The sequence below is a fragment of the Phenylobacterium sp. genome, assembly GCF_036402295.1.
In the GTDB taxonomy this organism is placed as follows: Bacteria; Pseudomonadota; Alphaproteobacteria; order Caulobacterales; family Caulobacteraceae; genus Phenylobacterium.
In genome coordinates, this window is the sequence record NZ_DASWTE010000346.1 from 1 (window position 1) to 22,503 (window position 22,503).

Sequence of the window (22,503 nt, forward strand, 5' to 3'; positions counted from 1 at the left end):
ACTTACGGGCTGGAGCCCAATCCGCCGCGTATCGATCCCACAGCGTGCGCGGTGGTGGCAGACCTATGGCGGCGTGGACCGATTCCCATGAAGTCTTGTGCGCAGCGGGTGGGGCGCCACGACCAAGCGCAAACCAAAAGACCTCTGTCGAATCGACCATCCCGACGACCGCCACACGGCCAGTTGGGCTGCGGCGACTTGCGTACTCTAGACGCAAGCGGTCACCACTCGCCTCAACGATGATTGACCGAGAGACGCCGCTCGGGGTGCGCACCCGAGCCGTCGCTGTCGTATCCACATAATTGATCGGCGCACAGGCAAGCGCTGGCGTCGCGGTCGCCGCCATTAGTGAAAAGACCACGATCACACGACGCAACTTTGGACTCCCATCGCTGCCCAAGCGGCAACCTGGGCCAAAGCCAAGCTGCACCACCTCGTGTCCCCTTTCCACCCTTCGCGGACGTATGGAAAGTCTGGTTCCCGTCGTTGCGCCGACGCGCGTGCTGGCGCATCAGGCACCGACCTCCCGGTGCTCCACCAACCGCAGCAGCCGTTCCATCCCCGAGTCGCGCACCCGCATTTCGCGCAGGTGTTCCACGAGGTCTCGCAGATAGTCGACGTTGCGGCCCGAGAGCCCGGTCGCGCCGGCGATCAGCTCGGCCTGGCGCTCCATGCTGAGCGTTCCCGCCCACTGGGCGTGCATGATGTCGGAGAGGAAGCACAGCGCCTCCACGCGACGTCCGTCGTCCAGCCGCACGAACCTGCGCGCCTCGATGTAGGTCTCGGTGGGCTGCTCGCGCTCCAGGAGGTAGGCGTAGACCGCGTCCCACTCCGCCTCGTCCACGTGATAGGCGATGCCGCGGCACGCGCCGCCCGGCGCCAGGCCCAGCACCAGGCCGGGTCGTTCGTAAGTGCCCCGATGGTGCACGGAATAGATGCAGAAGGCGCGCCGGCGGCCGTGTAAGGTAGCGCCTCGACGCTCCTCGAACGGGAACCCCGGCCGCCACATCAGCGAACCGTAGCCGAACACCCAGCGTTCCGACGCCATCCCGCCCCGCTCACTCTCACACGTGCGAATGTCTGTGCCCGATCCGTCCACGCCCCGCAAACCGAGCCGCATCCGTCTCTATCTCGCGCTCGGCCTGTTCCTCGTCGCCATCCTGGGCTGGACGGCCGGCTGGCTCTGGGCCCGCGGCGAGGCGCGCGCGCGCATGGACACCGCGGTCGCGGCGCTGCGCAAGGCCGGCTACGAGGTCAGCTGGAGGGATCGCGGCATCGGCGGCTACCCGTTCCGCCTCAACATCTCCCTCACCGAAGCCCATGTGCGCGACCGTTCCGGCTGGGCGCTGGACGCGCCGGTGCTCGAGGCCCAGGCGTACATGCACGCACCCACGCACTGGGTGGTCGCAGCCCCGCAGGGCCTGACCTTCACGCGGCCGGTCGGCGGACCCGTCGTAGTCAGCGGCAAGCTGATCCGCGCAAGCCTCAGTCACCTCCAGAACGTGCCGCCCAACATCTCCTTCGAGGGCGTGGACCTGGCCTTCCAGCCGGCAGCGGGGGCGCAGCCCTTCAGCCTGCAAGGCGCCGAACGGGTCGAGTTCCACCTGCGCCAGGCCCCGAGCGAAGTGGGCGACGAGGCGGGTGTCTGGCTCTCGGTCAAGAACGGCAAGGGCCGGCTCACCGGCCTCTTGGGCCGCATCGCCGGGGAGAAGCCGATCTCCATCGAATGGGACGGGCGGCTCTCCAGGGCCAGCGCCCTGCGCGGCGAGGACTGGCCGTCGGCGGTGCGCGCCTGGGCCCGCGCCGGCGGGCGGATGGACGTGAAGCGCGGCGGACTGACGGCCGGCGACGCCCTGGTCGGCGTGAACTCGGGCTCGCTGGGCGTGGGCTCCGACGGCCGCGCAGTGGGCGTGCTGGACGTATCGCTGCGCCAGGCCCCGCGCGCCCTCGCCACCCTGGGCGAGACCGGCGCCATCCCGCAGGACCGCGCCGCCGCCGCAGCCGCCGTCGCCGAAGCCCGCGAGAACGGCGACCTCGCCCGCGCCACCCTCAACTTCGAAGCCGGGCAGACCACACTCGGCCCGGTGGCCATCGCGCCCGCGCCCAAGGTGTACGAGCCGCGCTAGACCCGCCATGGTGCCCCATGGCCTCGCTATACGACCGCTTCGTCCTGCCGCGCCTTCTGAAGTGCGCCTGCGCCGCGCCGCCGATCATGAAGCAGCGCGCCAAGGTCGTGCCGGCCGCGGAGGGCCGCGTGCTGGAGCTGGGGATCGGGATGGGGCTGAACCTCGGCCTCTACGACCCGGGCAAGGTCGAGAGCGTGACCGGCGTCGACCCGGCGCCCGAGCTGCGCGCCATCGCCGAGGCGGCGCCGCGCGATCCGCGGCTGTCGGTGCGCGTGGAGGACGGGACCGCCGAGGCCCTGCCGTTCGAGGCGGGGAGCTTCGACTGTGTGGTGTGCACCTTCACGCTCTGCTCGGTGCACACGCCGGCTGCGGCGCTCAGCGAGGCGCGCCGGGTGCTGAAGCCAGGCGGACGGTTCCTGTACTGCGAACACGGCCTTTCGCCCGACGCCGACGTGGCGAAGTGGCAGAGGCGGATCGAGCCTGTCTGGAAACGCATCGCCGGCGGCTGCCATCTGACGCGTCCGGTGACCTCGGCCATCGAGGCCGCAGGCTTCACCGTGCGCCGGCACGAAAGCATGTACCTGCCTCGCACCCCGCGGTTTGCGGGGTGGAACGAGTGGGGCGAAGCGACGCCCCGATAACCACGCCCCTAGTGGATCGGCAGGGCGTAGGCGCGCAGGCGGCTCGGCAGGCGCATCGCCACGCGGGTGGCTTCACGCACGGTCGGGAAGTGCTGGGCGCGCTCCGACATCCGGGTCCAGACGGCGCGGGCGCCCTCTTCCAGGTACTCGATCCCGTCGATGTTCGTACGGGCGACAACAACCGAAAGCGTCATGAGGTCTCTCCCTCGGCGAACGGTGTGCCGTTGCGGCTCACCTAACGCGTTACGAGACAATCTGCGTGCCAGACGCTTCGGAAGTTCGCCCGAGGCGCGAAATCGGGGCGGAGGACTTCGCCTTCGAAAAACGCCGTTCTGGCAAGACGTACCAAGTTACGTCCGAGAGACGACATGAACGTTGCACAAATGGCGCACCGTCGTGCAACAACCGTTCATCGGCGAGCTCGGCCTTGAGGCGGCCGGCGAGCGTCACTAGGTGCGCCGCCCTTCGTTAGTTTTTGGGATTCCAATGAAAAAGAACCTCTTCGCCGCGGCTGCCGTCGTGGCCTTCCTCGGGTCGGCTGTGGCCGCCAGCGCGCAAACCGTCGGCCATGTCGGCGCCAACTACGGCCGTACCGACCTGGACGCCGCCGGCCTCGACGCCGACCTCGACACCTACCAGCTCGAAGGCGCCGTCCGGTTCGACGCCGGCAAGCTGGGCGCCCAGGTCGACGGCGCGATCACCAACTACGACGGCGACGACACCTCGGCCGGCGCCACCCTGCACCTGAACACCAAGGTCGGGAACGGCCTCGTCGGCGGCTTCGCCGGCGCCGAGACCAGCGACGACATCACCGTCTGGGGCGTCGGCCTCGAGGGCCAGGCCAACATCAACGGCCAGACCAGCCTCTACGGCCAGGCCGGCTACGGCAACGTCGACGACCTGTTCGACGCCGACATCTGGGCCGTCCGCGGCGAGGTCCGCTACTTCGCCACCGAGAACTTCCGCCTGACCGGGTCGCTGGGCTACGCCACGCTGGACGCCTCCGGCGTCTCCAACGTCGACACCTGGAACGCCGGCGTCGAGGCCGAGTACCAGTTCGCCGACACCCCGTTCAGCGTCGTGGCCGGCTACGACCACGCCGACTCGGACGACCTGAGCGCCAACGCCGACACCGTCCGTATCGGCTTCCGCTACACGTTCGGCGGCACGCTGAAGGACCGCGACCAGTCGGGCGCCTCGCTGGGCTCGGCCAGCAAGCTGTTCGGCGCCGGCCTGATCCGCTAAGCCGTTCAGACGCCTGATCTGAAGGAACGCCCTCGGGCCCACGCCCGGGGGCGTTTTTTCACCGAACATGGGATTCGCAGCGGCCCTCGAATCAGCGACGATCCGATGACAGTGGGGGAAAGGGCCCGCCATGCCGCAGGTGAACTACACAGTCGACTTCCTGAACGGCGTCTGGAGGGTCGGCTTGAACGGCAAGCAGTTCGGCCCCTATTCGACGCTCGACGCCGCGGTCGCCGCCGCCAGCAAGGCGGCGCACAAGGCCGAGGAGCAGGGCTACGAGGCGCTGCTCACGATCAACACGCCCGACACGACGGCCGAAGAGCAGCCCGCGGAAGACCGACGAAACGCCGCCTAGGCCTGCCCCTCGCAGCGCCGCAGCAGGCCATAGGCGCGCAGCCGGGCCGGCAGCCGCATCGCCAGCCGGGTGGCCTCGCGCACGGAGGGGAAGGGCGTCGCCCGCGAAGGATCCTGCACCCAGTCGTGCTCGCCGCTGGGCGAGATCGCCAGGAAGATCGGCTCGGCCGTGAAGGCCGTGCGGGCGACGAAAGCGGACATCTCGGACATCTGAAGGCCTCCCAGGTCTTGGGGAGAACTTGCCCAGAGCCAGGACCGCCCGCCATTTGGGACGATCCCCTACGGCGACGTCCCTAGGGAACATTACGGTGTTAAGGATATTCGCGCGACGGCGCCCTGGTGGCGGGGGGCGGGCTCGAACCGCCGACCTGTGGGTTATGAATCCACCGCTCTAACCAGCTGAGCTACCCAGCCAAGCCAGGGCGCTCGTCGCGCGAGGCGCGGTTTATAGGGGCCAATGGCCTCCGCTTCAAGCGCTTGGGCGCAGCCAATTCAAGCGCTAGGGTCGCACCCGCGATGAGCGTCCTGCACCTCCTGGGAACGGCCGGCGAAGGCGGCGCGGAGACCTACTTCGTCGACCTCGTGAAGGCGTTGAAGCGCGCGGGCGTGCCGGAAGCCGCCGCGATGCGCGGCAACGCGAACCGCGAAGCGCAGCTGAAGGCCGCCGGGGTTCCGGTGAAGGTGCTGCGGTTCGGTGGCCCGATCGACATCCTGACGAGGACCGGGGCCGCCGGCTTCGCCGCGCTCCAGCAAACCAAGGTGGCGCTCGCCTGGATGAACCGGGCCGCGCGGCACACGCCGCGGGGGCCCTGGGCGCGGATCGGCCGGCTCGGCGGGTACTACAGCCTCAAGTACTACAAGAACTTCGACCACCTGGTGGCCAACACCGAGGACATCGCCGAGTGGATCGTGGGCCAGGGCTGGCCCGCCGGCCGCGTCACCTGCATTCCCAACTTCGCCGCCGCGCCGCCCCAGGGCGCGCCGGTGCCCCGCGCCAGCCTCGCCACGCCTGACGACGTCCCGCTGCTGCTCGCCATGGGTCGCCTGCATGAGGCCAAGGCGCACGACGTGAGCCTGCAGGCGCTCACAAAGCTGCCGGACGCCTTCCTCTGGATCGCGGGCGTAGGAGCCCTGGAGGCCAAGCTCAAGGGCATGGCCGAGGCGCTGGGCGTGTCCGACCGCGTCCGCTTCCTCGGCTGGCGCACCGACGCCTCGGCGCTCTACCGGACCGCCGACCTCTGCGTGTTCCCGTCGCGATATGAGCCGCTGGGCAATGTGGTGATCCAGGCCTGGGCGCATGGGCTTCCGGTGGTCGCCGCCGAGAGCCAGGGGCCGAAGGCGCTGATCCAGGACGGCAAGGACGGCCTGCTCGTCCCCATCGATGACGCCGACGCCCTGGCCGCGGGCGTCCAACGCCTGCTCGCCGACGACGGGCTGCGCCAGGACGTCATCGCCGCCGGAGCCCGGCGCGTCGAGGCCGAGTTCTCCGAGGCCGCGGTCGTCGCCCAGTGGAAGACGCTCTTCGCCGAGTTTGGGGTCTCCTGATGTGCGGCATTGCCGGGGTGCTCGGGGGTGAGGAGACCACCGCCGAGCCGATGATCCGCGCCCTGGGCCACCGGGGTCCGGACGGGGTGCGCCTCGAGCAGGCGGCCGGAGCGGCCCTGGCCCACGCACGGCTGTCGATCATCGACCTGGAGGGTGGCTGGCAGCCGCTGCACGCCGCGGGCGGCACGGTCATCGGCAATGGCGAGATCTACAACTTCGTCGAGCTGGCCGCCGAGCACGGCCTCGGCGACGTGCTCGCCACCGGCTCCGACTTCGAGCCCCTGCTGCATCTCTACGCCCGCGAGGGGGACGCCGCCTTCCGACGCCTGCGCGGCATGTACGCCCTGTGCCTGCTCGGCGCCGACGGCCGCGCCTGGCTGGCCCGCGACCCGTTCGGGATCAAGCCGCTCTACATCATGGAGCACAGGGGCGGCCTCGCCTTCGCCTCCGAGCCGCGCGCCTTCTTCGCCGCGGGCATGATGCAGAAGGTGCTGGACGAGGGCGCTGCCCGCGAACTCCTCGACCTCAACTACGTGCTGAACGAGCGCACGCTGTTCCAGGGCCTCCGCCGGCTCGCGCCCGGCGAGGTGGTCGAGGTGCGGAACGGCCGGATTGTGAGCCAGCATCGAAGCGCGCCGCTCCCACGGGACCGCGCCTCGCCTGGCGACAACGAAGCGGCGCTGCTTAAGAAGCTCGACGCCGTGCTCGAAGACTCCGTCCGGGTCCACCAGCGCTCCGACGTCCCCTACGGCCTGTTCCTTTCCGGCGGCATCGACTCCGCGGCGATCGCCACCCTGATGGCGCGGCTCAACGAGCGGCCGGTGACCGCCTTCACCTGCGGCTTCGACGCGCCGGGCGCGAAGGACGAGCGGGCGGCAGCCGAGAAGGTCGCCCGGGCGCTGGACCTCGACTGGCGCGAGACCAACTTCGGCGAGGCCGACTTCTGGCGGGTCCTGCCGCAGGTCGCCTGGGCGCTGGACGACCCGACCGCCGACTACGCCACGCTGCCCACCTACAAGCTCGCCGAGGCGGCCAAAGGCACGCTCACCGTCGTGCTGACGGGCGAAGGCGGCGACGAGCTGTTCGGCGGCTACGGCCGCTACCGCCGCGCCCTGCGGCCCGCCTTGCTCGGCGGGCGGCCAGCCGAGCCGCGGGGTGCAAGGCCAGAGGTGTTGGCCGCGTGGCGCGAGGCGGCGCGTCCTCCGCCCGGGCTCACCCGCCTGCAGGAAGCGCAGTGGGCCGACGTCACCACCTGGCTGCCCGCCGACCTGCTGCTCAAGCTGGACCGCTGCCTGATGGCCCACGGGCTGGAGGGCCGCACGCCGTTCCTCGACCCCGAGGTCGCCGCCTTCGCCTGGCCGCTGGCCGACCGGTTCAAGGTGCGGGGCGGCTACGGCAAGTGGCTGCTGCGCAAATGGCTGGAGCGGGTGTGCCCGGCCGCCGAGCCGTGGGCGAAGAAGCAGGGCTTCACGGTGCCGGTCGAGGCCTGGATCGCGCCCCGCGCCGCCGACCTCGCCCGCAACCTCGGCAAGGTCGAGGCCGTGCGCCGCCTCGTCCCCGACGCCGCCCGGCGGATGGGCGTCGACGGCGGCCGCTGGCCGTTGCTGGTCTTCGCCGTGTGGGCGCTGATCCATCTCGAAGGCGCGCAACCGAACGACGCGCTCGCCGCTCTGCTGAGAACCTGAAGACGAGGAGGCCCATGAAGACGCTGATGCTGGCGGCCGCGGCCACCCTCCTGGCAGCCTGCCAGGACCAGGCGCAACCGACCGACGGCTCCGTCGAGGGCCGCGCGCCGAACGGCAGGGGCCAGAAGCCCGCCTTCGTCGGCCAGACCCGTGCGCCGGAGATGAAGGCGAACGTCGCGTACGAGGTCAGCGACTACGTCACCGGCCTCTCCAAGCCCTGGGGCCTCGCGTTCCTCCCGGATGGCGGCCTCCTGATCACCGAGCGGCCCGGCCGCCTGCGCCTCTTCAAGGGCGGCAAGCTGTCCGAGCCCATCACCGGCGTACCGGCCGTCGACGCCCGCGATCAGGGCGGCCTGCTGGGCCTCGCGCTGGACCCGAAGTTCGCCGAGAACGGCCTCGTCTACCTCGCCTACGCCGAGGCCAAGGGCGACGGGACCAACCACGCCGCCGTCGCGCGCGGCAAGCTGGTGCTGGGCGCCGGCCCGCCGCGGCTCGAGGGCGTCCAGGTCATCTACCGCCAGACCCCGTCGCTGGCCTCCACCAAGCACTACGGCGGCCGGCTGGTCTTCGGCCGCGACGGCGCCCTCTTCATCACCGGCGGCGAGCGCTCGATCACGGAGGGCCGCAGGCAGGCCCAGCGCATGGACGGCACGCTGGGCAAGGTGGTGCGCATCAACGCCGACGGCTCGATCCCCAGCGACAACCCGTTCGTCGGCAAGCCGGGCGTGAAGCCGGAGATCTTCTCCATCGGCCACCGCAACATCCTGGGCGCGGCGCTCAACCCCAAGACCGGCGAGCTCTGGGAGGTCGAGCACGGCGCGCGCGGCGGCGACGAGCTGAACATCGTGCGCAAGGGCAAGGACTACGGCTGGCCGACGATCACCTACGGGATCGAATACGCCGGAGGCCCGGTCGGCGAGGGCGCCACCCAGAAGGCCGGCATGGAGCAGCCCGTCTACTACTGGGATCCCGTGATCGCGCCCGGCGGCATGGCCTTCTACGACGCCGACGCCGCGCCCGCCTGGAAGGGCAGCCTCTTCGTCACGGGCCTGGGCGCCAAACACCTCGCCCGCCTGACCCTGAACGGCGACAAGGTGGTAGGCGAGGAGCGCCTGCTGACCGAGGTCGGCGAGCGCCTGCGCGACGTGGTCGTCGGCCCCGACGGCGCGCTCTACGTCACCACCGACAACGACCGCGGCCGGGTGCTGCGCGTGGCGCCGAAGGCGGCGCTGGCGAATTAGCGCAACCGCGCCGACAGGCGTATGATGCCGGCATCATGTTGCACATCGAGTTCAAGCTCGAAGGCGGCAGAACCCACAACGTGCCGTGGAGCCGCGACGAACACGCCGCGATCGACCATGCCAAGGGCGCCCTGTTCGCGGGTCGCGCCGAGGCCGCTGTCATCCGCGACGACGAGGACGGCCACGTGGTCTGGGAAGGCGAAGCGCCCGAAGCCTAGCGGCTCAGCGCGACCCGCAGGCCGCAGAGGAACAGCAGGGCCGCCACCGGCGCCCAGATCAGCCGCTCCATGCCGCTGGGCGTGATCAGGTTCAGGACCACGCCCACCGCCAGCAACGCGACCACGGCCCACGCCAGCAGGCGCGGCCGCCACGTTGGGAACGCGACGCCGCCGCGCGCCAGCACGATCGCCGCCACGCCGGCCAGGATCGCGGCCTGCACGACCGCAGCGACCCGCATCGCCGGCGGATAGGTCCCCGGGAACGCGCCACCCATGGCGTAGGCGCCCCACGGCGCTCCAGCGGCCAGCGCCAGCTGGAACAGGATCACGACGGCGGTGAGGCCTGCAAAGACCTTCGCCGCGCCGCCTGCGCCCGGCATCAGGCCGGCTCGCCGACGCGGCCGTACCGCTTGCCGAGGTCGGCCGTCACCGCCTCGAACTCCTCCACCGTCTCGCGGATGATCTGGGCCACCGGCTTCACGCTGTCGATGCGCCCGGCCACCTGGCCCGACAGCGCGATCGCCGCCTCCATGTCGCCGCCGAAGTAGAGGTCCAACGCATTGCCGAACTCGGCCATGATGTTGGCTGGCGGCTCCAGTTCGAACTTCGTGGTCTTCTCGGTGCGCAGCGCACGCAGCGCCGGGCCGGGGCCGTGGCGGTTCAGGAAGACGGTGTCCGTCTCCTTGGCGTTCACGATCATGTCCTTCCAGTTCTGGTGCACCGGGCTCTCGGCCGCCGAGACCATGCGGGTGCCCATCTGCACGCCCTCGGCCCCCAGCGCGAAGGCCGCGGCCATGGTGCGCCCGTCGGTGATCCCGCCCGCAGCGATGATCGGCAACGTGGTCTTCGAGGCCACCAGCGGTAGCAGCACCATCGTGGCGACTTCCCGCGAGTTCTTGAAGCCGCCGCCCTCGCCGCCCTCCACCACCAGCCCGTCGACCCCCGCCGCGATCGCCTTCTCGGCCGCCGCCAGCGACGGCACCACGTGGAACACCGTCAGCCCCTTGCCCTTCAGCGCCTCGCAGTAGCGGTTGGGGTCGCCCGCCGAAGTGGTGACGAACTTCACGCCCTGGTCGGCCACGAAGCTCACGATGTCGGGGTCGCGCACGAACGCCTGCGCCACGTTGATCCCCCACGGCTTGTCCGTGAGGGTCTTCATCTTCTTCACCTCCTCGCGCACCTCGTCGAGGCGCCCGGACGACGTCTCAATGATACCCAGACCGCCCGCGTTCGACACGGCGCTCGCCAGTTGCGACCGCGCGATCCAGCCCATCGGCGCCTGCACGATCGGGTACTTCACGCCGAGCAGCTCGGTGATGCGGTTCTTCATGGGCGTCCTCCGTTGGTGACTATGCGGCGTCGGAAGCGAAATTCAAACGCTCGTTTGGAGCCCCAGCCGCTTCGCCACCTCTTCCCCGATCGCCAGCGAAGACGTCAGCCCCGGGCTCTCGATGCCGAACAGCGCCACCAGCCCCGGCAGTCCATGCACGTCGGCGCCGTCGATCCGGAAGTCCGGTTGCGGCTCGCCCGGCCCATGCAGCTTGGGCCGCACGCCGGCGTAATCGGGGCTGAGCGCGCCGTCCGGCAGGCCCGGCCAGAACTTGCGGATGTAGCGGTAGAACTCGTCGGCCTTGGCCGGGTCGACCGAGTAGTCCGGCGCGTCCACGAAGCTGAGGTCGGGCCCGAACACGCCCTGCCCGCCCAGGTCGCGGCGGTAGTGGGTGCCGAGCGCGCCCGGGATCGGCGGCGGGTAGATCAGCCGCTGAAACGGCGCCTTGCCGGTCAGCCGGAAGTAGACGCCCTTGCCGAAGTGGCCCTTCGGGATCTGCGCCGCCGGGAACCCCTCGATGTCCGCCGCCACCGCCTGCGCCGACAGTCCGGGGGCCGTGACCAGGTAGCGGCAGGTCAAGGTCGTGGGCTCCGCGCCGCCGGCCGCGACCTGGAAGCCGCCGCCATCCAGGGGCGTCGCGCCCGCGAACGGGGTGGCCAGCACCACCGCCCCGCCGGCCGCCTCGATCTCGCCCTGCAGGGCCAGCATGTAGGCGTGGCTCTCGAACACCCCGCTCTCGGGGCTGAGCAGCGCGCCGTCGCAGGCGAGCTCGGGCTCCAGCGCCAGGGCCTGGGCCTTGGTCAGCTGCTCCATGCCCTCGACGTCGTTGGCGTGGGCCTGCTCGAGGATCTCCTCCAGCCGGCCCTCGTCGCCCGGACCGGCGACCACCAGCTTGCCGCAGCGGTCGAACTCCACGTGGTGGGCGTCGCAGAAGGCGTAGAGCATCCGCCGGCCTTCGACGCACAGCCGCGCCTTCAAGGAGCCGGTCGGATAGTAGAGCCCGCCGTGGATGACCTCGGAGTTGCGCGACGAGACGCCCTGGCCGATCGCCTCGTCCTGCTCCAGCACTGCGACGACAAGCCCGCGCCGCGCCAGCGCATAGCCGCAGGCCAACCCCACGGCGCCCGCCCCCACGACCACCGCATCGAAATCGAACTCGGCCATGACCCCCGGTTAGCGTTCGCCGCCGCTCTTGGGAACCTCAGGCGCCCAGGAAATGCAGCCGCACCGTCTCGCGGAACATCATGGTCTGGCGGCTGATGGTCTTGGCGTCGCCCAGGGCGCGGGCGATGGTCATGCCCCCGTAGGTGAACGCCAGGATCGCGTCGGCCAGGTCGTCCAGGCTGGCCTTGCCCTTGGGGGGATAGACCGCGGCGATCTCCTCCAGCCAGTCCAGGAACGTTCCGCGCCAGTCGGTCACCTGGTCGATCACCAGCTGGCGCACGCCGCGGTCCCACGACTGGTCCTGGAAGGTAACGGTGGCGACCATGCAGCCGGGGTGGCCGACGGTCATCTCCTCCATCTCCTCGGCGTAGAGCTTCAGGAACACCAGGAAGCTGTGCAGCGGGTCGTCGGACAGCTCGCGCGCCCGCCGCGCCAGCGTGTCCAGGAACGTCGCGTTGCGCTGGGTGTAGGACTCGATGAGCTGCCGGGCGAGGTCGGTCTTGTCCTTGAAATGGTAGAAGAAGCCGCTCTTGGTGATGCCCGCCGCCTCGACCAGCTCCTCGATGGAAGTGGACGCGAAGCCCTTGCGGATCACGCTCTCGTAGGCAAGCTCGAGGATCCGCTCGCGGGTCCGCGCGCCCTTCGTGCGCGGCTCGGACTGTACCGCGGGTACAGTTTTTGGCGCGCCGCCGTCCGACATCCGCCTTCCGCCTCCGTCCGAATTCAGCCCAAGATATTCAGAACGCTACCGAAACTCGACCACCACCAATCCGACCGCGCGACCGCTAGAGCGCGACCGCCCGACACTTTACCCCTCGCCGCCCCAAGACCTTAGGAGATCGAGATGACGGTGAAGGACCACCATGGCCTGGAAATGACGGGCGCGAGCGCCCGGGCCGCCGAACTGTACCAGACGGCGCGCGAACGCTTCCACTGCTACGCGGGCGACAGCTTCACGCCGCTGGAAGAGGCGCTGGCCGACAGCCCGCGTTTCGTCATGGCCCACGTGCTCAAGGCCTGGATGACCCTGATCGCGGCCAACACGGAAGTGGCGGCGATGGGCGTCGCGGCGTTCCAGATCGCCAAGGACCTGCCGATGAACAGCCGCGAGGCGGGCCACGTGGCCGCCATCGGCAGCCTGCTGGCGGGCGAGGTCCGCGCGGCGGCGCGCATCATGGAGGACGTGGCGCTCGCCCATCCCCACGACGTGCTGGCGCTGCAGGCCGGCCAGACCCTGGACTTCCTGCTGGGCGACTCGCGGATGCTGCGCGACCGGATCGCCCGCGTCCTGCCTTCGTGGTCGCGCGGCCGGCCCGATTGGCACGCGATCCAGGGCCTCCTGGCGTTCGGCCTGGAGGAGACTGGCCTCTACGACCGCGCCGAGGCGGCCGGCCGCGAGGCGGTGGAGCTGGAGCCGACCAACAACTGGGGCCAGCACGCCGTCGCCCACGTGATGGTCATGCAGGGCCGCAACGCCGACGGCATCCGCTGGATGCGCCACGAGAATTCTGCCTGGCAGCCCGAGGCGCAGCTGGGCGTCCATAACTGGTGGCACACCGCCCTCTTCCACCTGGGCCTGGGCGAGACCGACGAGGTGCTGAAGCTGTACGACGGCCCGATCTACGGCGAGGGCACGACCTTCGCCTTCGACATGGTCGACGCCGCGGCCATGCTGTGGCGGCTCCAGCTGCTGGGTGTCGATGTGGGCGACCGCTTCGGCCGCCTGGCCGATAACTTCGCCCGCGAGCCGCGGGGACAGTCAGCGTTCGTCGACACCCACGCCATGCTGGCCTTCGTGGGCGCCGGCCGTTCGGACCAGGCGCGCGCTCTCCTGGAGACCCAGGCCGCCGCGCTTCAGGGTCCCGGCGACAACGCCTACTTCGTGCGCGAGGCCGGCCTGCCGGCCATCCAGGCGATCCACGCGTTCGGCGACGGCGCCTACGCCAAGGCCGTCGAGCTGCTGCGCGGCGTACGCAGCAAGACCCACCGCTTCGGCGGCAGCCACGCCCAGCGCGACGTGCTGGACCTGACGCTGATCGCCGCCGCCCGCCGCTCAGGTGACGTGCGGCTGGAGAAGGCCTTGCTGGCCGAGCGCGAGGGCGCGATCCCGCTCCCCGAATACGCCCGCGCGCTGGCGGCCTAGCTTCCGCCAACCAACGCCCTTAGCCTCCCCGGCCAGATCGGGGAGGCTTTGGGCATGCGTGCAATGGTGTTCGGGCTGGCGGCGGCGCTGGCGTTTGGCGGGGCGGCCTCCGCCCAGGTGGCGCTGAAGCCAACCACACCGATGATCCTGAACTGGACGCCGCAGCAGCAGGCCGACTGGTACCGGTCGATCGAGACCGTCTTCAAGGTCGAGACCGTGAAGCGCGGCGGCAAGGTCCACCCACTCCCGAAGGCCGCCCGGGAGATCGCGCCGGCCTGGACGCACGAGGGCAAGGACTGGAGCGTCGACAGCTACATGGCCGCCTACAACGTCTCGGGCATCTTGGTGCTGAAGGACGGCAAGATCGTGCTTGAGAAGTACGGCCTGGGCCGCAAGCCCGAGGACCGCTGGACCTCGTTCTCGGTCGCCAAGTCCGTCACATCGACCCTGGTCGGCGCCGCCATCCAGGACGGGTCGATCAAGAGCCTGTCGTCGCCCGTCACCGACTACATCCCTGAACTCAAGGGCACCGGCTACGACGGGGTCACCGTGCGCCAGCTCCTGATGATGAGCTCGGGCGTGAAGTGGAACGAGGACTACACCGACCCGAAGTCCGACGTCGCCCAGGCCGGCGGCCCCGCCTACGCCGAGCCAGGCGTCAACCCGATGGTCAGCTACATGCGCCGCCTGCCGCGCGAGAACGCCCCGGGGTCGAAGTTCAACTACAACACCGGCGAGACCGACCTGGTCGGGATCCTCGTCTCCAAGGCCACGGGCAAGAGCCTCGCACGCTACGCCTCCGAGAAGCTGTGGAAGCCCTACGGCATGGAGCGCGACGCCATCTGGATGACCGACCTGGGCGGCCACGAGCGCGGCGGCTGCTGCCTGTCGGTGACGCTCCGCGACTACGGCCGCATCGGCCAGTTCATCCTCGACGGCGGCAAGGCCGGCAGGAAGCAGGTCCTGCCGCCCGGCTGGACCACCGAGGCCACCACGCCGCAGATCACCAGCGGGACCCGCGAGCGCGGCTACGGCTACTTCTGGTGGATGCCGGATAGCGGCGCCTACGAGGCCCGCGGCATCTTCGGCCAGTCGATCACCACCTTCCGCGACGACCGCATCATCATCGTCACCAACGCCGCCTGGCCGAGGGCGACCGGACGCGACCTGAGCGCGGCGCGGAACGCCTTCATCAAGGCGGCATACGAGGCGGCGAAGGCGACCCCCTAGCTTGTCATCCCGGTTTCGCCGCCAGGCGAAGACCGGGATGACAAGCGGGGGGATGACAACCGAAGGGGGATCGCACACCCTTTCGCCACGCCACGGGAGCTCACGTCATGCACGACGACCTCGACCCCCACGGACGGCGGCTGCCGATCAAGCTGGACGCCACCTCGAACGGGGAGTTCGTCCCGATCCCGCTCGCCGACAGCGAGCACTTCGCCAACCACCTGGCCTCGGAGCGCGCGGACGGGTTCGCCAGGCGGCTGAACGTCCCCCGGCGCACGTTCCTCACCAGCGCCTGCGGCGCGGCCTCGACCCTGGCGGCCTTCAACGCCGCGCACGCCGCCGCTGGTCACAGTGGGGGCTATTTCGAGGTCTCCGCGGAGGCGGCGCTCGAGCCGCAACTCGCCAAGGCGGAACTCGGCAAGCGCGAGTTCATCTTCGACGTCCAGGGCCACTTCGTGAACCCGACCGGGGCCTGGCTGAAGACGGTGCCGGCGGGCGCCAAGCCCCTCTCCATGTTCGAGAAGGCGCAGTGCGAACTCGCCAAGGGGCCCGAGGACCGCGCCTACCTTCGCTGCCTGAGCGGCCAGGAGTTCATCAAGGACGTGTTCCTGGACTCCGACACCGACATCATGGTGCTGTCGTTCGTCCCCTCCACCCGCGAGGGCGAGCCACTGACCATCGAGGAGGCCGCCGCCACCCGCGCCATCGTCGACAAGATGGAGGGCTCCAAGCGGCTCCTGCTGCACGCCCGGGTCAACCCGAACCAGCCCGGCGACGTGGAGGACATGGAGCGGCTGAAGGGCTTCGGGGTCACCGCCTTCAAGACCTATACCCAGTGGGGTCCGAGCGGTGACGGCTTCTGGATGACCGACGACGTGGGGATCAAGTTCGTCGAGAAGGCCCGCAAGCTCGGGGTCCGCAACATCGCGATCCACAAGGGCCTGCCGTTCGGGCCGAAGAGCTACGAGCACTCCACCTGCAAGGACATCGGGCCGATCGCCAAGCGGTTCCCCGACATGAACTTCCTGATCTACCACTCGGGCTACGTGGTCGGCCGCGCGGAAGGCGCCTACGACCCGAAGCGCACCGATGGCGTCGACGCGCTGGTGACCTCTCTGCAGGAAGCCGGAGTCGGGCCGAACGAGAACGTCTACGCCGAGCTCGGCTCCACCTGGCGCTTCGCGTCGATGCGCGACCCGACCAGCGCCGCCCACATGCTGGGCAAGCTGTTCAAGCATGTCGGCCAGGACAACGTGCTCTGGGGCACCGATTCGATCTGGTACGGCTCGCCGCAGGACCAGATCCAGGCGTTCCGGACCTTCCAGATCTCGGACGAACTACAGGCGAAGCACGGCTATCCGAAGATGACGCCGCAATTGCGCGCCAAGGTCTTTGGGCTCAACGCCGTGAAGCCCTACGGCCTGGATGCGAAGACGGTTCGCCAGTACGTCGAGAGCGATGTGGTGGCGCGGGAAAAGGCCGAGTACGCCGAGCGGCCCAACCCCTCTTTCGCGACCTACGGCCCGCAGACCCGGCGCCAGTTCGTGAACCTGCTGCGGGCCAGCGGCGGCGGGCCCTAAGCCGCGCCAGCGCCCCGCCAGCGGAAGCTCTCAAGCGACGTCAGCCGGCGCACGCGGCCCATCTCGTCGTCGAGCCACGCCTTTGTCCCGGCCAGGCCCACCACGCGGAAGATCGGCATCCCGCCGGCTTCCACCGACACCACGTCGCCCACCTGCACCGGCCGCTCGGCGGCATGGTCCAGAAGCATCCACTTGATGGCCGCGCTGGCCATGATCGTCTCTCGTCCTCAAACCGTCCGCAGGATCGCGGATCGTGGCCAGAGGCTAGCGGGTCGCAGGTGAGGGACGCCTGAGGTCGGCGTTTAGGCGCGGTTCAGGTCGCGTGCAGGAGCTAGGCGGCCCCGCGCGCATAAGCTGGCAGCTCGCCGTAGAAGTCGCCGACGCCGGCGGTGAGCGCGGTGATCATCTCGCGCTCCGGCTCCGAGAGCGCCGGGTTCCAGACGTCGAGGATCAGCACCGCGCGGGGCTGGTCGCTGTCGTTCCAGGCCTCGTGCTCGATGGTGTCGTCGAAGACGAAGGCCTCGCCCGGCCGCCATTGCCGCGTCTCGGCCCCCACCCGGAAGCCGCAGCCTGGCGGCACGATCAGCGGCAGGTGGACGATCAGCCGGGCGTTGTTCACGCCCACATGGGGCGGGATGCGGGTCTTCGCGTCCAGGATCGAGAACACCGCCGTGGGGCCGGTACCCTCCAGCCGGCACTGCGGCCAACCTTCCAGCGCCTGCGCCGTCTTCGGGCAGCGCGCCAGGTTCTCGGCCACCGCCTCGCCGGCCTTCCACAGATAGAAGACGCCCCAGCGGCGAGAGTTGTTGAGCTCGCGCCAGCGCTCCTGCGGGATCCCGTCGACCGAAACGTAGGGCTCCAGCACCGCCGGCCCGTCGGCCAGCACCTGGACCAGCTCGGCGCGGATGTCGGCGGTCGCCGCCTCCAGGGCGTCGAGCCAGGGGAAGGCGGCGCGGTCGTAGAACTCGATGGCCGGCAGCTCGGGCACGTACATGAAGCTGGGCTGCGGCCGGAACACGCGGCGCTTACGCGTCAGGATGTCCACCGCCTTGTCCGCCCGGTCGAGGCGGGCGTTGCCGTGCCGTTTGCGCAGTCCCGCCAGGCGCTCGGCCAGGTAGGCCTTCAGGGCGTCGTCGTTGGCGTCGACCTGCGCCTTGGCGTGCTCCAGGAGCGGCCGCGCCGCCGGCGACAGCATGCGCGGGATGCTCTGCAGGGCCGTGCGGTAGGTGGCCGCCGCCGCCCGCGGCTCGCCCGCCTGCTCGTGGCGATGGGCGAGCTCCAGCAGCGACCGGAACGCGCCGGGATCGATGGCGGCGATCAGGGCTGCGATCCGCCGTTCGTCGACTGCAAGCACGCTCGGACACTCCCGGGACACTGGACGCACCGATCGTGCATGCGTTCGGACCGCCTGCCGCAGCCTTCACGACCAGCGGCCGCAACCTCGCGACGAGCGGGGCGGAACGCGCTGCCGGTGGCCGCGTTGGGCGACGTCATGGCTGCGCTGGGACTTAGCCCACCGATAGATCGGCTGCGCCGGCGCTTCGCGCATGCGCCCTGGACTGCCCTCCTCGAGGCCGCGGCCCGCGCCGGCTACCTGGCCAGGGGCGTCGTCTATCTCAGCATCGGGGCCATCGCACTGCTGGCTGCCCTCGACCTTTGGCCGCGCGCCGAGGGCGCCATCGGAGCGATGGAGGCATGGGGCCGCTGGCCCGCCGGCCTGGCGCTGCTGTGGCTCGTCGGCCTGGGACTCTACGGCTTCGCGGGCTGGCGGGCGCTGCAATCGCTGTTCGACGCCGACCGGCTCGGGGCATCGCCGCGCGCCCTCGCCTGTCGCGCCGGGCAGGCGATCAGCGGCGTCACCTACGCCGGCCTCGCCGTCGCCGTCTTCGGCCTCATCGACGCCATTGCGGACCTGGGCGAGGCCGACGACCAGGCCGCCACCCGGGAGGCCGTGGCCAAGGCGCTGGAGCTCCCGCTTGGCGGGCTCCTGGTGATCAGCGTTGGTTTGTTTGTGTTGGGCGCCGGTGTGGGCAGCTTCATCCGCGCTTTCGCCGATCACTTCGGCCGCGGCCTCGATTGCGAGCGCGAGACCCGCTCGTGGTTGGGCGGGCTCGCACGCTTTGGCTATGCGGCCCGGGGCGTGGCGCTGGCGCCCGTGGGCGTCCTGTTGGCGAGCGCGGGCTTCACCGCGCGGGCGTCCGACGCGAAGGGCCTTGAGGGCGCGCTCAACCTGCTGGGACGCGGCCCGTTCGGCGAGTCGGTGCTGGCGCTCACTGCGCTGGGACTGCTCGCCTTCGGGGCCTTCGCCATTGTCGAGGGCTGGCTCAGACGTATGCGCGTGCCCCAGCCCTAGGCGCTCTGCGTCGTGTCGGGCAGGTTCAGGATGCGCTTGGAGACGATGTTGAACTGGATCTCCTGGCTGCCGCCGTAGATCGACATCGCCTTGCCCCAGAGCCAGGCGCGCACCGCCTCGATCTCCTGCTCGTCGAAGCTCTCGCCTTCCCAGCCCAGGCCCTGGCTGCCCATCAGTTCCAGGGTGAGTTCGGCGCGGGTCTGGGCGACCCAGGTGGCGGAATTCTTCAGCACTGACGGCGCGTTGCCCGGGCTGTTATTGCCCTTTGCCTCGGCCATGGCGCGCGCCAGGGTCAGGCCGTGGGCCTTGGCGTCCATCTCGTGCTTCACGAGGCGGGCGCGGAAGTCCGGATCGGCCAGCCGGCCCCGGTCGTCCAGGCCGATGTAGTCCTTGGCGATCTCGTTCAGCGCCTTCACCCGCCCGCCGGTGGACGCGCCGGTCTGGCTCGCCCGCTCGTGCTGCAGGAGCCGCTTGCCCACAGTCCAGCCCACGTTGAGCTGCCCGAGCAGCGCATCCTTCGGCGCCTCGGCGTCGGTCAGGAAGGTCTCGCAGAACGGCGAGGCCCCCGAGATCAGGCCGATCGGCCGCGTCTCGATCCCCGGCTGCTTCATGTTCACCAGGAAGAAGCTGATGCCGTCGTGCTTCTTGGCCGACGGATCGGTCCGCGCCAGCAGCCCGCACCAGTCGGAGTATTGCGCCCCGCTCGTCCACGTCTTCTGGCCGTTGAAGACCCACTTGTCGCCGGCGTCCTCCGCCTTCGTCTGCAAGCTGGCCAGATCCGAGCCGGCGTTGGGCTCGGAATAGCCCACGCACCACTGCACCTCGCCCTTCACGATCGGCGGCAGGTGCTGCTTCTTCTGCGCCTCGGTGCCGTAGTCCATGATCGTGGGGCCGATCATGGTCACGCCCATCCCGAACATCAGCGGGTTGAACGCGCCGACCTTGCTCATCTCCTGGGTCAGGATCCGCGCCTGCTGCGGGGTCAGCCCGCCGCCGCCGTATTCCTTCGGCCAGGTGGGCGTGCCCCAGCCCTTCTCGCCCATGGCCTTGCGCCACTTCACGAGGTCCGGGTCGGCCGAGCGAACCTCGGCGCTGCCCAGCGCGGACTTGCCCTTCAGCGAGGCCGGGAAGTTGTCCTCCAGCCACTCACGCGCCTCCTTGCGGAAGGCCTCGAGGTCGATGTCGGCGCCGAAGTCGGCCATGGCGAGAACTCCAAATGTCCCCAACAGCTTATGGATGCTGCCGCGACGGCGCCAAGATTCACGTGGGGGAAGGGGTTTCGAAGAAGCGGATTGTTCATGTTTTGTTCTTGACATCAAAGCTGAGCTGTGAGACTCTGCGAAGCTGATTGGACTCCGGCCGCCCTTTCAGCGGTGACACGACCATTGGAGAGAGAATTGCCAGGCTCAGGCTCATATGCCCGAGGCGATCAACCGCGCTCGGTTCCAGACGATCTCAAACATCCCTATGAGGACATGGCCAAGAAGCAGAAGGCCTACAACGCAAAACAGGAGGAGGCTTGGTATCGGAAGCACCCCGGACTGGCGGAGTCTTTGGTCCCGGTATGGGGATCAGCCCGCGAAGCTGTCGCGGATGCCTATGAAGGCGACGTTGTCGGCGCGGTCGTGAATACTGGCTTAGCGATCTCGGACCTTGCGCCTGGCGGTTACGCCGTGAAGGCGGGGGCCAAAGGGTTAGGCAAGGCCGGCTCGCACACTTGGAATGCGACGCGCAAGTGGATGGGCCGGAAGGGTATGCTGCAGCCCGGCCAGCATGGACACCACGGGATCATTCCCCGCAACGGATGGGGAAAGTTCGTGCCCGACGTCGTCAAGAACCATCCAGCAAACATTACGGCGACACGGGACACTCCGGACCATATGCGCATCCATGGTCCCTATAGGGGCTTACCGCAGTATGGGCCGGTCCAGCGGTACTGGCGCGGATCGCCAGACTGGGCCAAGCGGGCACACGTTTGGGGTCCGACTGGTGTCGCCACGGCTGTGGACTCCCAGACAGAACCCCGGCGCAAGTGACATACGCTACCTATGTCGTCCGGGAACTCGGACTGTTCGCTCTAGGCGCCCTCATAGTCATTCCGATGGCTGTGGGGGCGCTGCTCACTGCGACATGGATGGGGGATGCCATCAGCGCTCGCACGCGGCGACGGACGGCAAAACCATCAAGCGATGCGTCTCGGCTGCGCGGGCGCATGCGCAGGTTGGCTCGACAGACCTTGTTGCTCGTTCCCGCATCGGCCGCTGGATTGTCGAAGCTTGGAGGCGACCCAGATCTGTCGCGGGAGATAGCCTGGCCGGAGCTCCGCGGCCGTCCGTGTGCATTTCTCGCCCAAGTCGACCTTGCGGTGCTCCAGGCGCACGAACTTCACGACTGGCTGCCAGACGCCGGCCTCCTCTACGTCTTCGTCGACCTTGAAGGGTACGGCTTCGCTGATCAGGTCCAGGCTCGCTTCCATTCCGAGCCGGCGAGCGAAGCACGTCCGCCGCGGACGCACGACCTACGGTTTCCGGAGCGACGTGTGGGCTTCGAGCGCTACACGTCGTTGCCCAGCCTCGACTGGCTAGGCGTCGATCTGACTGAGGTCGATCTCAGCGAAGACGAACTGGGTGAGCTCGCGGAGTTGCCGGATAAGCCATTCGGCGACGAGGTCCAGCATCGGATCGGTGGCTACCCGTCGGAGATTCAGGACGGGCAGATGGCTGTGGCGTGCGAACTTCTCCGGCGCGGCCTGCCGCCTGCGCATGATGGAACCGACATCACGCCTGCGATCCTGCGCGCGTCGAAGGCATGGCGCCTACTGCTCCAGATCGACTCCGATCCCGCGCTGAAGATGAACTGGGGCGACGGTGGGCGCCTCTACGTCTTCATTCGAGAGCAGGACGCCAAGGTCGGCGACTTTTCGCGCACGGTCACGCTCTCGCAAAGCTACTGATCACCCTTACGCAGGCTTAACTTTGCGATTGGCGCGACGCAGCGCATACGGCTGGCCGAAAGGGTCGCCCATGTCGTCCATCGCCGCCATCGACCGCCGCTGCTTCGTGCCGACGTCTGACCCGCAGGGGCCGGAAGAGGCCCGCCGACCGACTGTCGCGCACGACGACCGGGTTCGTAGCTGGCGGCCGGCCCGCTCGCGGGTCCCCTCGCCTATCCTCTCGGGCCGTGACGAGCCGCGATAGGCGGCTCCGCGCCCAGCGGCTAGGCTGGCCGCATGCGCCCCAAGTCCTGCGGCCCCTGTACGATGTGCTGCAAGGTTCTGCCCGTGGCGGCGCTGGAGAAGGCAGCGGGGGCGGCATGCGTGCACCTCGCGCGCGGCGGCGGGTGCTCGATCTACGCCGATCGCCCGCACGCGTGCCGCAGCTTCGAGTGCGTGTGGCTGATGGATCCGGAGATGCCGCACAGGTTCCGGCCCGACCAGACGAAGGTGATGCTGGACCAGGACGCGGACGGCCAGTGGCTCGTCGCCCGCTGCGATCCCGCCAACCCACAGGCCTGGCGGCGCAATCCGATGTACGCGGCGCTGAAAGGCCGGGCCGCCGTTACCTGGGGGACGGGAAAGCTCGTGCTGGCGATGGCCGGCCGCCGCACCTGGCTGATCACGCCGCGCGAGGAGCTGGATCTGGGAGAGGT

General features: G+C 69.7%; 25 protein-coding genes and 1 tRNA gene. 15 read left to right on the forward strand and 11 right to left on the reverse strand.

The window, feature by feature from the left end; all coding sequences use genetic code 11:
* Positions 1-511: 511 nt before the first annotated feature.
* Complete coding sequence (locus VGD44_RS20470; RefSeq protein ID WP_331090231.1) at positions 512-1,048, reverse strand: gamma-glutamylcyclotransferase; 537 nt, start codon at positions 1,046-1,048, stop codon at positions 512-514.
* Positions 1,049-1,082: 34 nt separating this feature from the next.
* Here VGD44_RS20470 and VGD44_RS20475 point away from each other — a divergent pair, with 34 nt between their 5' ends.
* Positions 1,083-2,126 carry a DUF2125 domain-containing protein gene (locus VGD44_RS20475; RefSeq protein ID WP_331090232.1) on the forward strand — a complete coding sequence of 348 codons (1,044 nt, stop codon included), beginning with the start codon at positions 1,083-1,085 and terminating at the stop codon, positions 2,124-2,126.
* A 17-nt stretch (positions 2,127-2,143) separates the two neighbouring features.
* The gene (locus VGD44_RS20480) at positions 2,144-2,767 is read left to right on the forward strand and encodes a class I SAM-dependent methyltransferase (RefSeq protein ID WP_331090233.1); all 624 of its coding nucleotides are present in this window, start codon (positions 2,144-2,146) and stop codon (positions 2,765-2,767) included.
* Between the two features lie 8 nt (positions 2,768-2,775).
* Here VGD44_RS20480 and VGD44_RS20485 read toward each other — a convergent pair whose 3' ends face one another.
* Complete coding sequence (locus VGD44_RS20485) at positions 2,776-2,961, reverse strand: hypothetical protein (protein WP_331090234.1); 186 nt, start codon at positions 2,959-2,961, stop codon at positions 2,776-2,778.
* Positions 2,962-3,253: 292 nt separating this feature from the next.
* On the opposite strand from VGD44_RS20485, the gene VGD44_RS20490 reads away from it, so the two are divergent.
* Together VGD44_RS20490 and VGD44_RS20495 are read left to right on the forward strand one after the other, a co-directional pair.
* Positions 3,254-4,012, forward strand: coding sequence for an outer membrane beta-barrel protein (locus tag VGD44_RS20490; protein WP_331090235.1), 759 nt, complete (start codon positions 3,254-3,256; stop codon positions 4,010-4,012).
* A 130-nt stretch (positions 4,013-4,142) separates the two neighbouring features.
* Entirely contained in the window at positions 4,143-4,367 is a 225-nt protein-coding gene (locus VGD44_RS20495; protein ID WP_331090236.1) for a hypothetical protein, read from the forward strand.
* Here the strand turns inward: VGD44_RS20495 and VGD44_RS20500 are convergent.
* Both VGD44_RS20500 and VGD44_RS20505 read right to left on the reverse strand, forming a co-directional pair.
* Positions 4,364-4,576: a hypothetical protein gene (locus VGD44_RS20500; protein ID WP_331090237.1), complete on the reverse strand. Its 213-nt coding sequence runs from the start codon at positions 4,574-4,576 to the stop codon at positions 4,364-4,366. The genes VGD44_RS20495 and VGD44_RS20500 overlap by 4 nt on opposite strands.
* Before the next feature lie 127 nt (positions 4,577-4,703).
* Positions 4,704-4,780, reverse strand: a tRNA-Met gene (locus VGD44_RS20505).
* A 102-nt stretch (positions 4,781-4,882) separates the two neighbouring features.
* On the opposite strand from VGD44_RS20505, the gene VGD44_RS20510 reads away from it, so the two are divergent.
* Genes VGD44_RS20510 through VGD44_RS20525 form a run of 4 tightly spaced genes read left to right on the forward strand, consistent with a single transcriptional unit; the run spans position 4,883 to position 9,055 of the window.
* Complete coding sequence (locus VGD44_RS20510) at positions 4,883-5,911, forward strand: glycosyltransferase (protein WP_331090238.1); 1,029 nt, start codon at positions 4,883-4,885, stop codon at positions 5,909-5,911.
* A complete protein-coding gene (gene asnB / locus VGD44_RS20515) occupies positions 5,911-7,596 on the forward strand; it encodes an asparagine synthase (glutamine-hydrolyzing) (RefSeq protein WP_331090239.1) in 1,686 nt (561 codons plus the stop codon). The genes VGD44_RS20510 and asnB overlap by 1 nt, the downstream gene beginning before the upstream one ends.
* 14 nt (positions 7,597-7,610) lie before the next feature.
* Positions 7,611-8,837 carry a PQQ-dependent sugar dehydrogenase gene (locus VGD44_RS20520; RefSeq protein WP_331090240.1) on the forward strand — a complete coding sequence of 409 codons (1,227 nt, stop codon included), beginning with the start codon at positions 7,611-7,613 and terminating at the stop codon, positions 8,835-8,837.
* A gap of 35 nt (positions 8,838-8,872) precedes the next feature.
* Positions 8,873-9,055, forward strand: a complete 183-nt coding sequence (locus VGD44_RS20525) for a hypothetical protein (RefSeq protein WP_331090241.1) — start codon at positions 8,873-8,875, stop codon at positions 9,053-9,055.
* Here the strand turns inward: VGD44_RS20525 and VGD44_RS20530 are convergent.
* The 4 genes from VGD44_RS20530 to VGD44_RS20545 are packed head-to-tail and all read right to left on the reverse strand — an operon-like array spanning position 9,052 to position 12,249.
* Positions 9,052-9,435, reverse strand: coding sequence for a hypothetical protein (locus VGD44_RS20530; RefSeq protein ID WP_331090242.1), 384 nt, complete (start codon positions 9,433-9,435; stop codon positions 9,052-9,054). The genes VGD44_RS20525 and VGD44_RS20530 overlap by 4 nt on opposite strands.
* Positions 9,435-10,385, reverse strand: a complete 951-nt coding sequence (locus VGD44_RS20535) for an NAD(P)H-dependent flavin oxidoreductase (RefSeq protein ID WP_331090243.1) — start codon at positions 10,383-10,385, stop codon at positions 9,435-9,437. The genes VGD44_RS20530 and VGD44_RS20535 overlap by 1 nt, the downstream gene beginning before the upstream one ends.
* 42 nt (positions 10,386-10,427) lie before the next feature.
* Positions 10,428-11,549 carry an NAD(P)/FAD-dependent oxidoreductase gene (locus VGD44_RS20540; protein ID WP_331090244.1) on the reverse strand — a complete coding sequence of 374 codons (1,122 nt, stop codon included), beginning with the start codon at positions 11,547-11,549 and terminating at the stop codon, positions 10,428-10,430.
* 37 nt (positions 11,550-11,586) lie between these two features.
* Complete coding sequence (locus VGD44_RS20545; RefSeq protein WP_331090245.1) at positions 11,587-12,249, reverse strand: TetR/AcrR family transcriptional regulator; 663 nt, start codon at positions 12,247-12,249, stop codon at positions 11,587-11,589.
* Positions 12,250-12,393: 144 nt separating this feature from the next.
* On the opposite strand from VGD44_RS20545, the gene VGD44_RS20550 reads away from it, so the two are divergent.
* The 3 genes from VGD44_RS20550 (at position 12,394) to VGD44_RS20560 (ending at position 16,502) form a co-directional block, all read left to right on the forward strand.
* On the forward strand, positions 12,394-13,692 hold the full coding sequence (locus VGD44_RS20550) for a tetratricopeptide repeat protein (RefSeq protein WP_331090246.1): 1,299 nt from the start codon (positions 12,394-12,396) through the stop codon (positions 13,690-13,692).
* A 54-nt stretch (positions 13,693-13,746) separates the two neighbouring features.
* Positions 13,747-14,922: a serine hydrolase gene (locus VGD44_RS20555; RefSeq protein ID WP_331090247.1), complete on the forward strand. Its 1,176-nt coding sequence runs from the start codon at positions 13,747-13,749 to the stop codon at positions 14,920-14,922.
* Positions 14,923-15,029: 107 nt separating this feature from the next.
* Entirely contained in the window at positions 15,030-16,502 is a 1,473-nt protein-coding gene (locus VGD44_RS20560; RefSeq protein WP_331090248.1) for an amidohydrolase family protein, read from the forward strand.
* Here VGD44_RS20560 and VGD44_RS20565 read toward each other — a convergent pair.
* Together VGD44_RS20565 and VGD44_RS20570 are read right to left on the reverse strand one after the other, a co-directional pair.
* Entirely contained in the window at positions 16,499-16,714 is a 216-nt protein-coding gene (locus VGD44_RS20565; RefSeq protein ID WP_331090249.1) for a hypothetical protein, read from the reverse strand. The two genes, VGD44_RS20560 and VGD44_RS20565, sit on opposite strands and share 4 nt — an antisense overlap.
* A 119-nt stretch (positions 16,715-16,833) precedes the next feature.
* Positions 16,834-17,856: an aspartyl/asparaginyl beta-hydroxylase domain-containing protein gene (locus VGD44_RS20570; protein ID WP_331090250.1), complete on the reverse strand. Its 1,023-nt coding sequence runs from the start codon at positions 17,854-17,856 to the stop codon at positions 16,834-16,836.
* A 117-nt stretch (positions 17,857-17,973) separates the two neighbouring features.
* Here VGD44_RS20570 and VGD44_RS20575 point away from each other — a divergent pair, with 117 nt between their 5' ends.
* Positions 17,974-18,855: a DUF1206 domain-containing protein gene (locus VGD44_RS20575; RefSeq protein ID WP_331090251.1), complete on the forward strand. Its 882-nt coding sequence runs from the start codon at positions 17,974-17,976 to the stop codon at positions 18,853-18,855.
* On the opposite strand, the gene VGD44_RS20580 is transcribed toward VGD44_RS20575, so the two are convergent.
* Positions 18,852-20,057: an acyl-CoA dehydrogenase family protein gene (locus VGD44_RS20580; RefSeq protein WP_331090252.1), complete on the reverse strand. Its 1,206-nt coding sequence runs from the start codon at positions 20,055-20,057 to the stop codon at positions 18,852-18,854. The genes VGD44_RS20575 and VGD44_RS20580 overlap by 4 nt on opposite strands.
* A 1,010-nt stretch (positions 20,058-21,067) precedes the next feature.
* Between VGD44_RS20580 and VGD44_RS20585 the strand changes: the two genes are divergently transcribed.
* The 3 genes from VGD44_RS20585 to VGD44_RS20595 form a co-directional block, all read left to right on the forward strand.
* Positions 21,068-21,808: a YwqG family protein gene (locus VGD44_RS20585; protein ID WP_331090253.1), complete on the forward strand. Its 741-nt coding sequence runs from the start codon at positions 21,068-21,070 to the stop codon at positions 21,806-21,808.
* Between the two features lie 70 nt (positions 21,809-21,878).
* Complete coding sequence (locus VGD44_RS20590; RefSeq protein WP_331090254.1) at positions 21,879-22,052, forward strand: hypothetical protein; 174 nt, start codon at positions 21,879-21,881, stop codon at positions 22,050-22,052.
* 32 nt (positions 22,053-22,084) lie between these two features.
* Positions 22,085-22,503 (forward strand): YkgJ family cysteine cluster protein (locus VGD44_RS20595; RefSeq protein WP_331090255.1); only part of this gene is annotated, 419 nt, incomplete at its 3' end.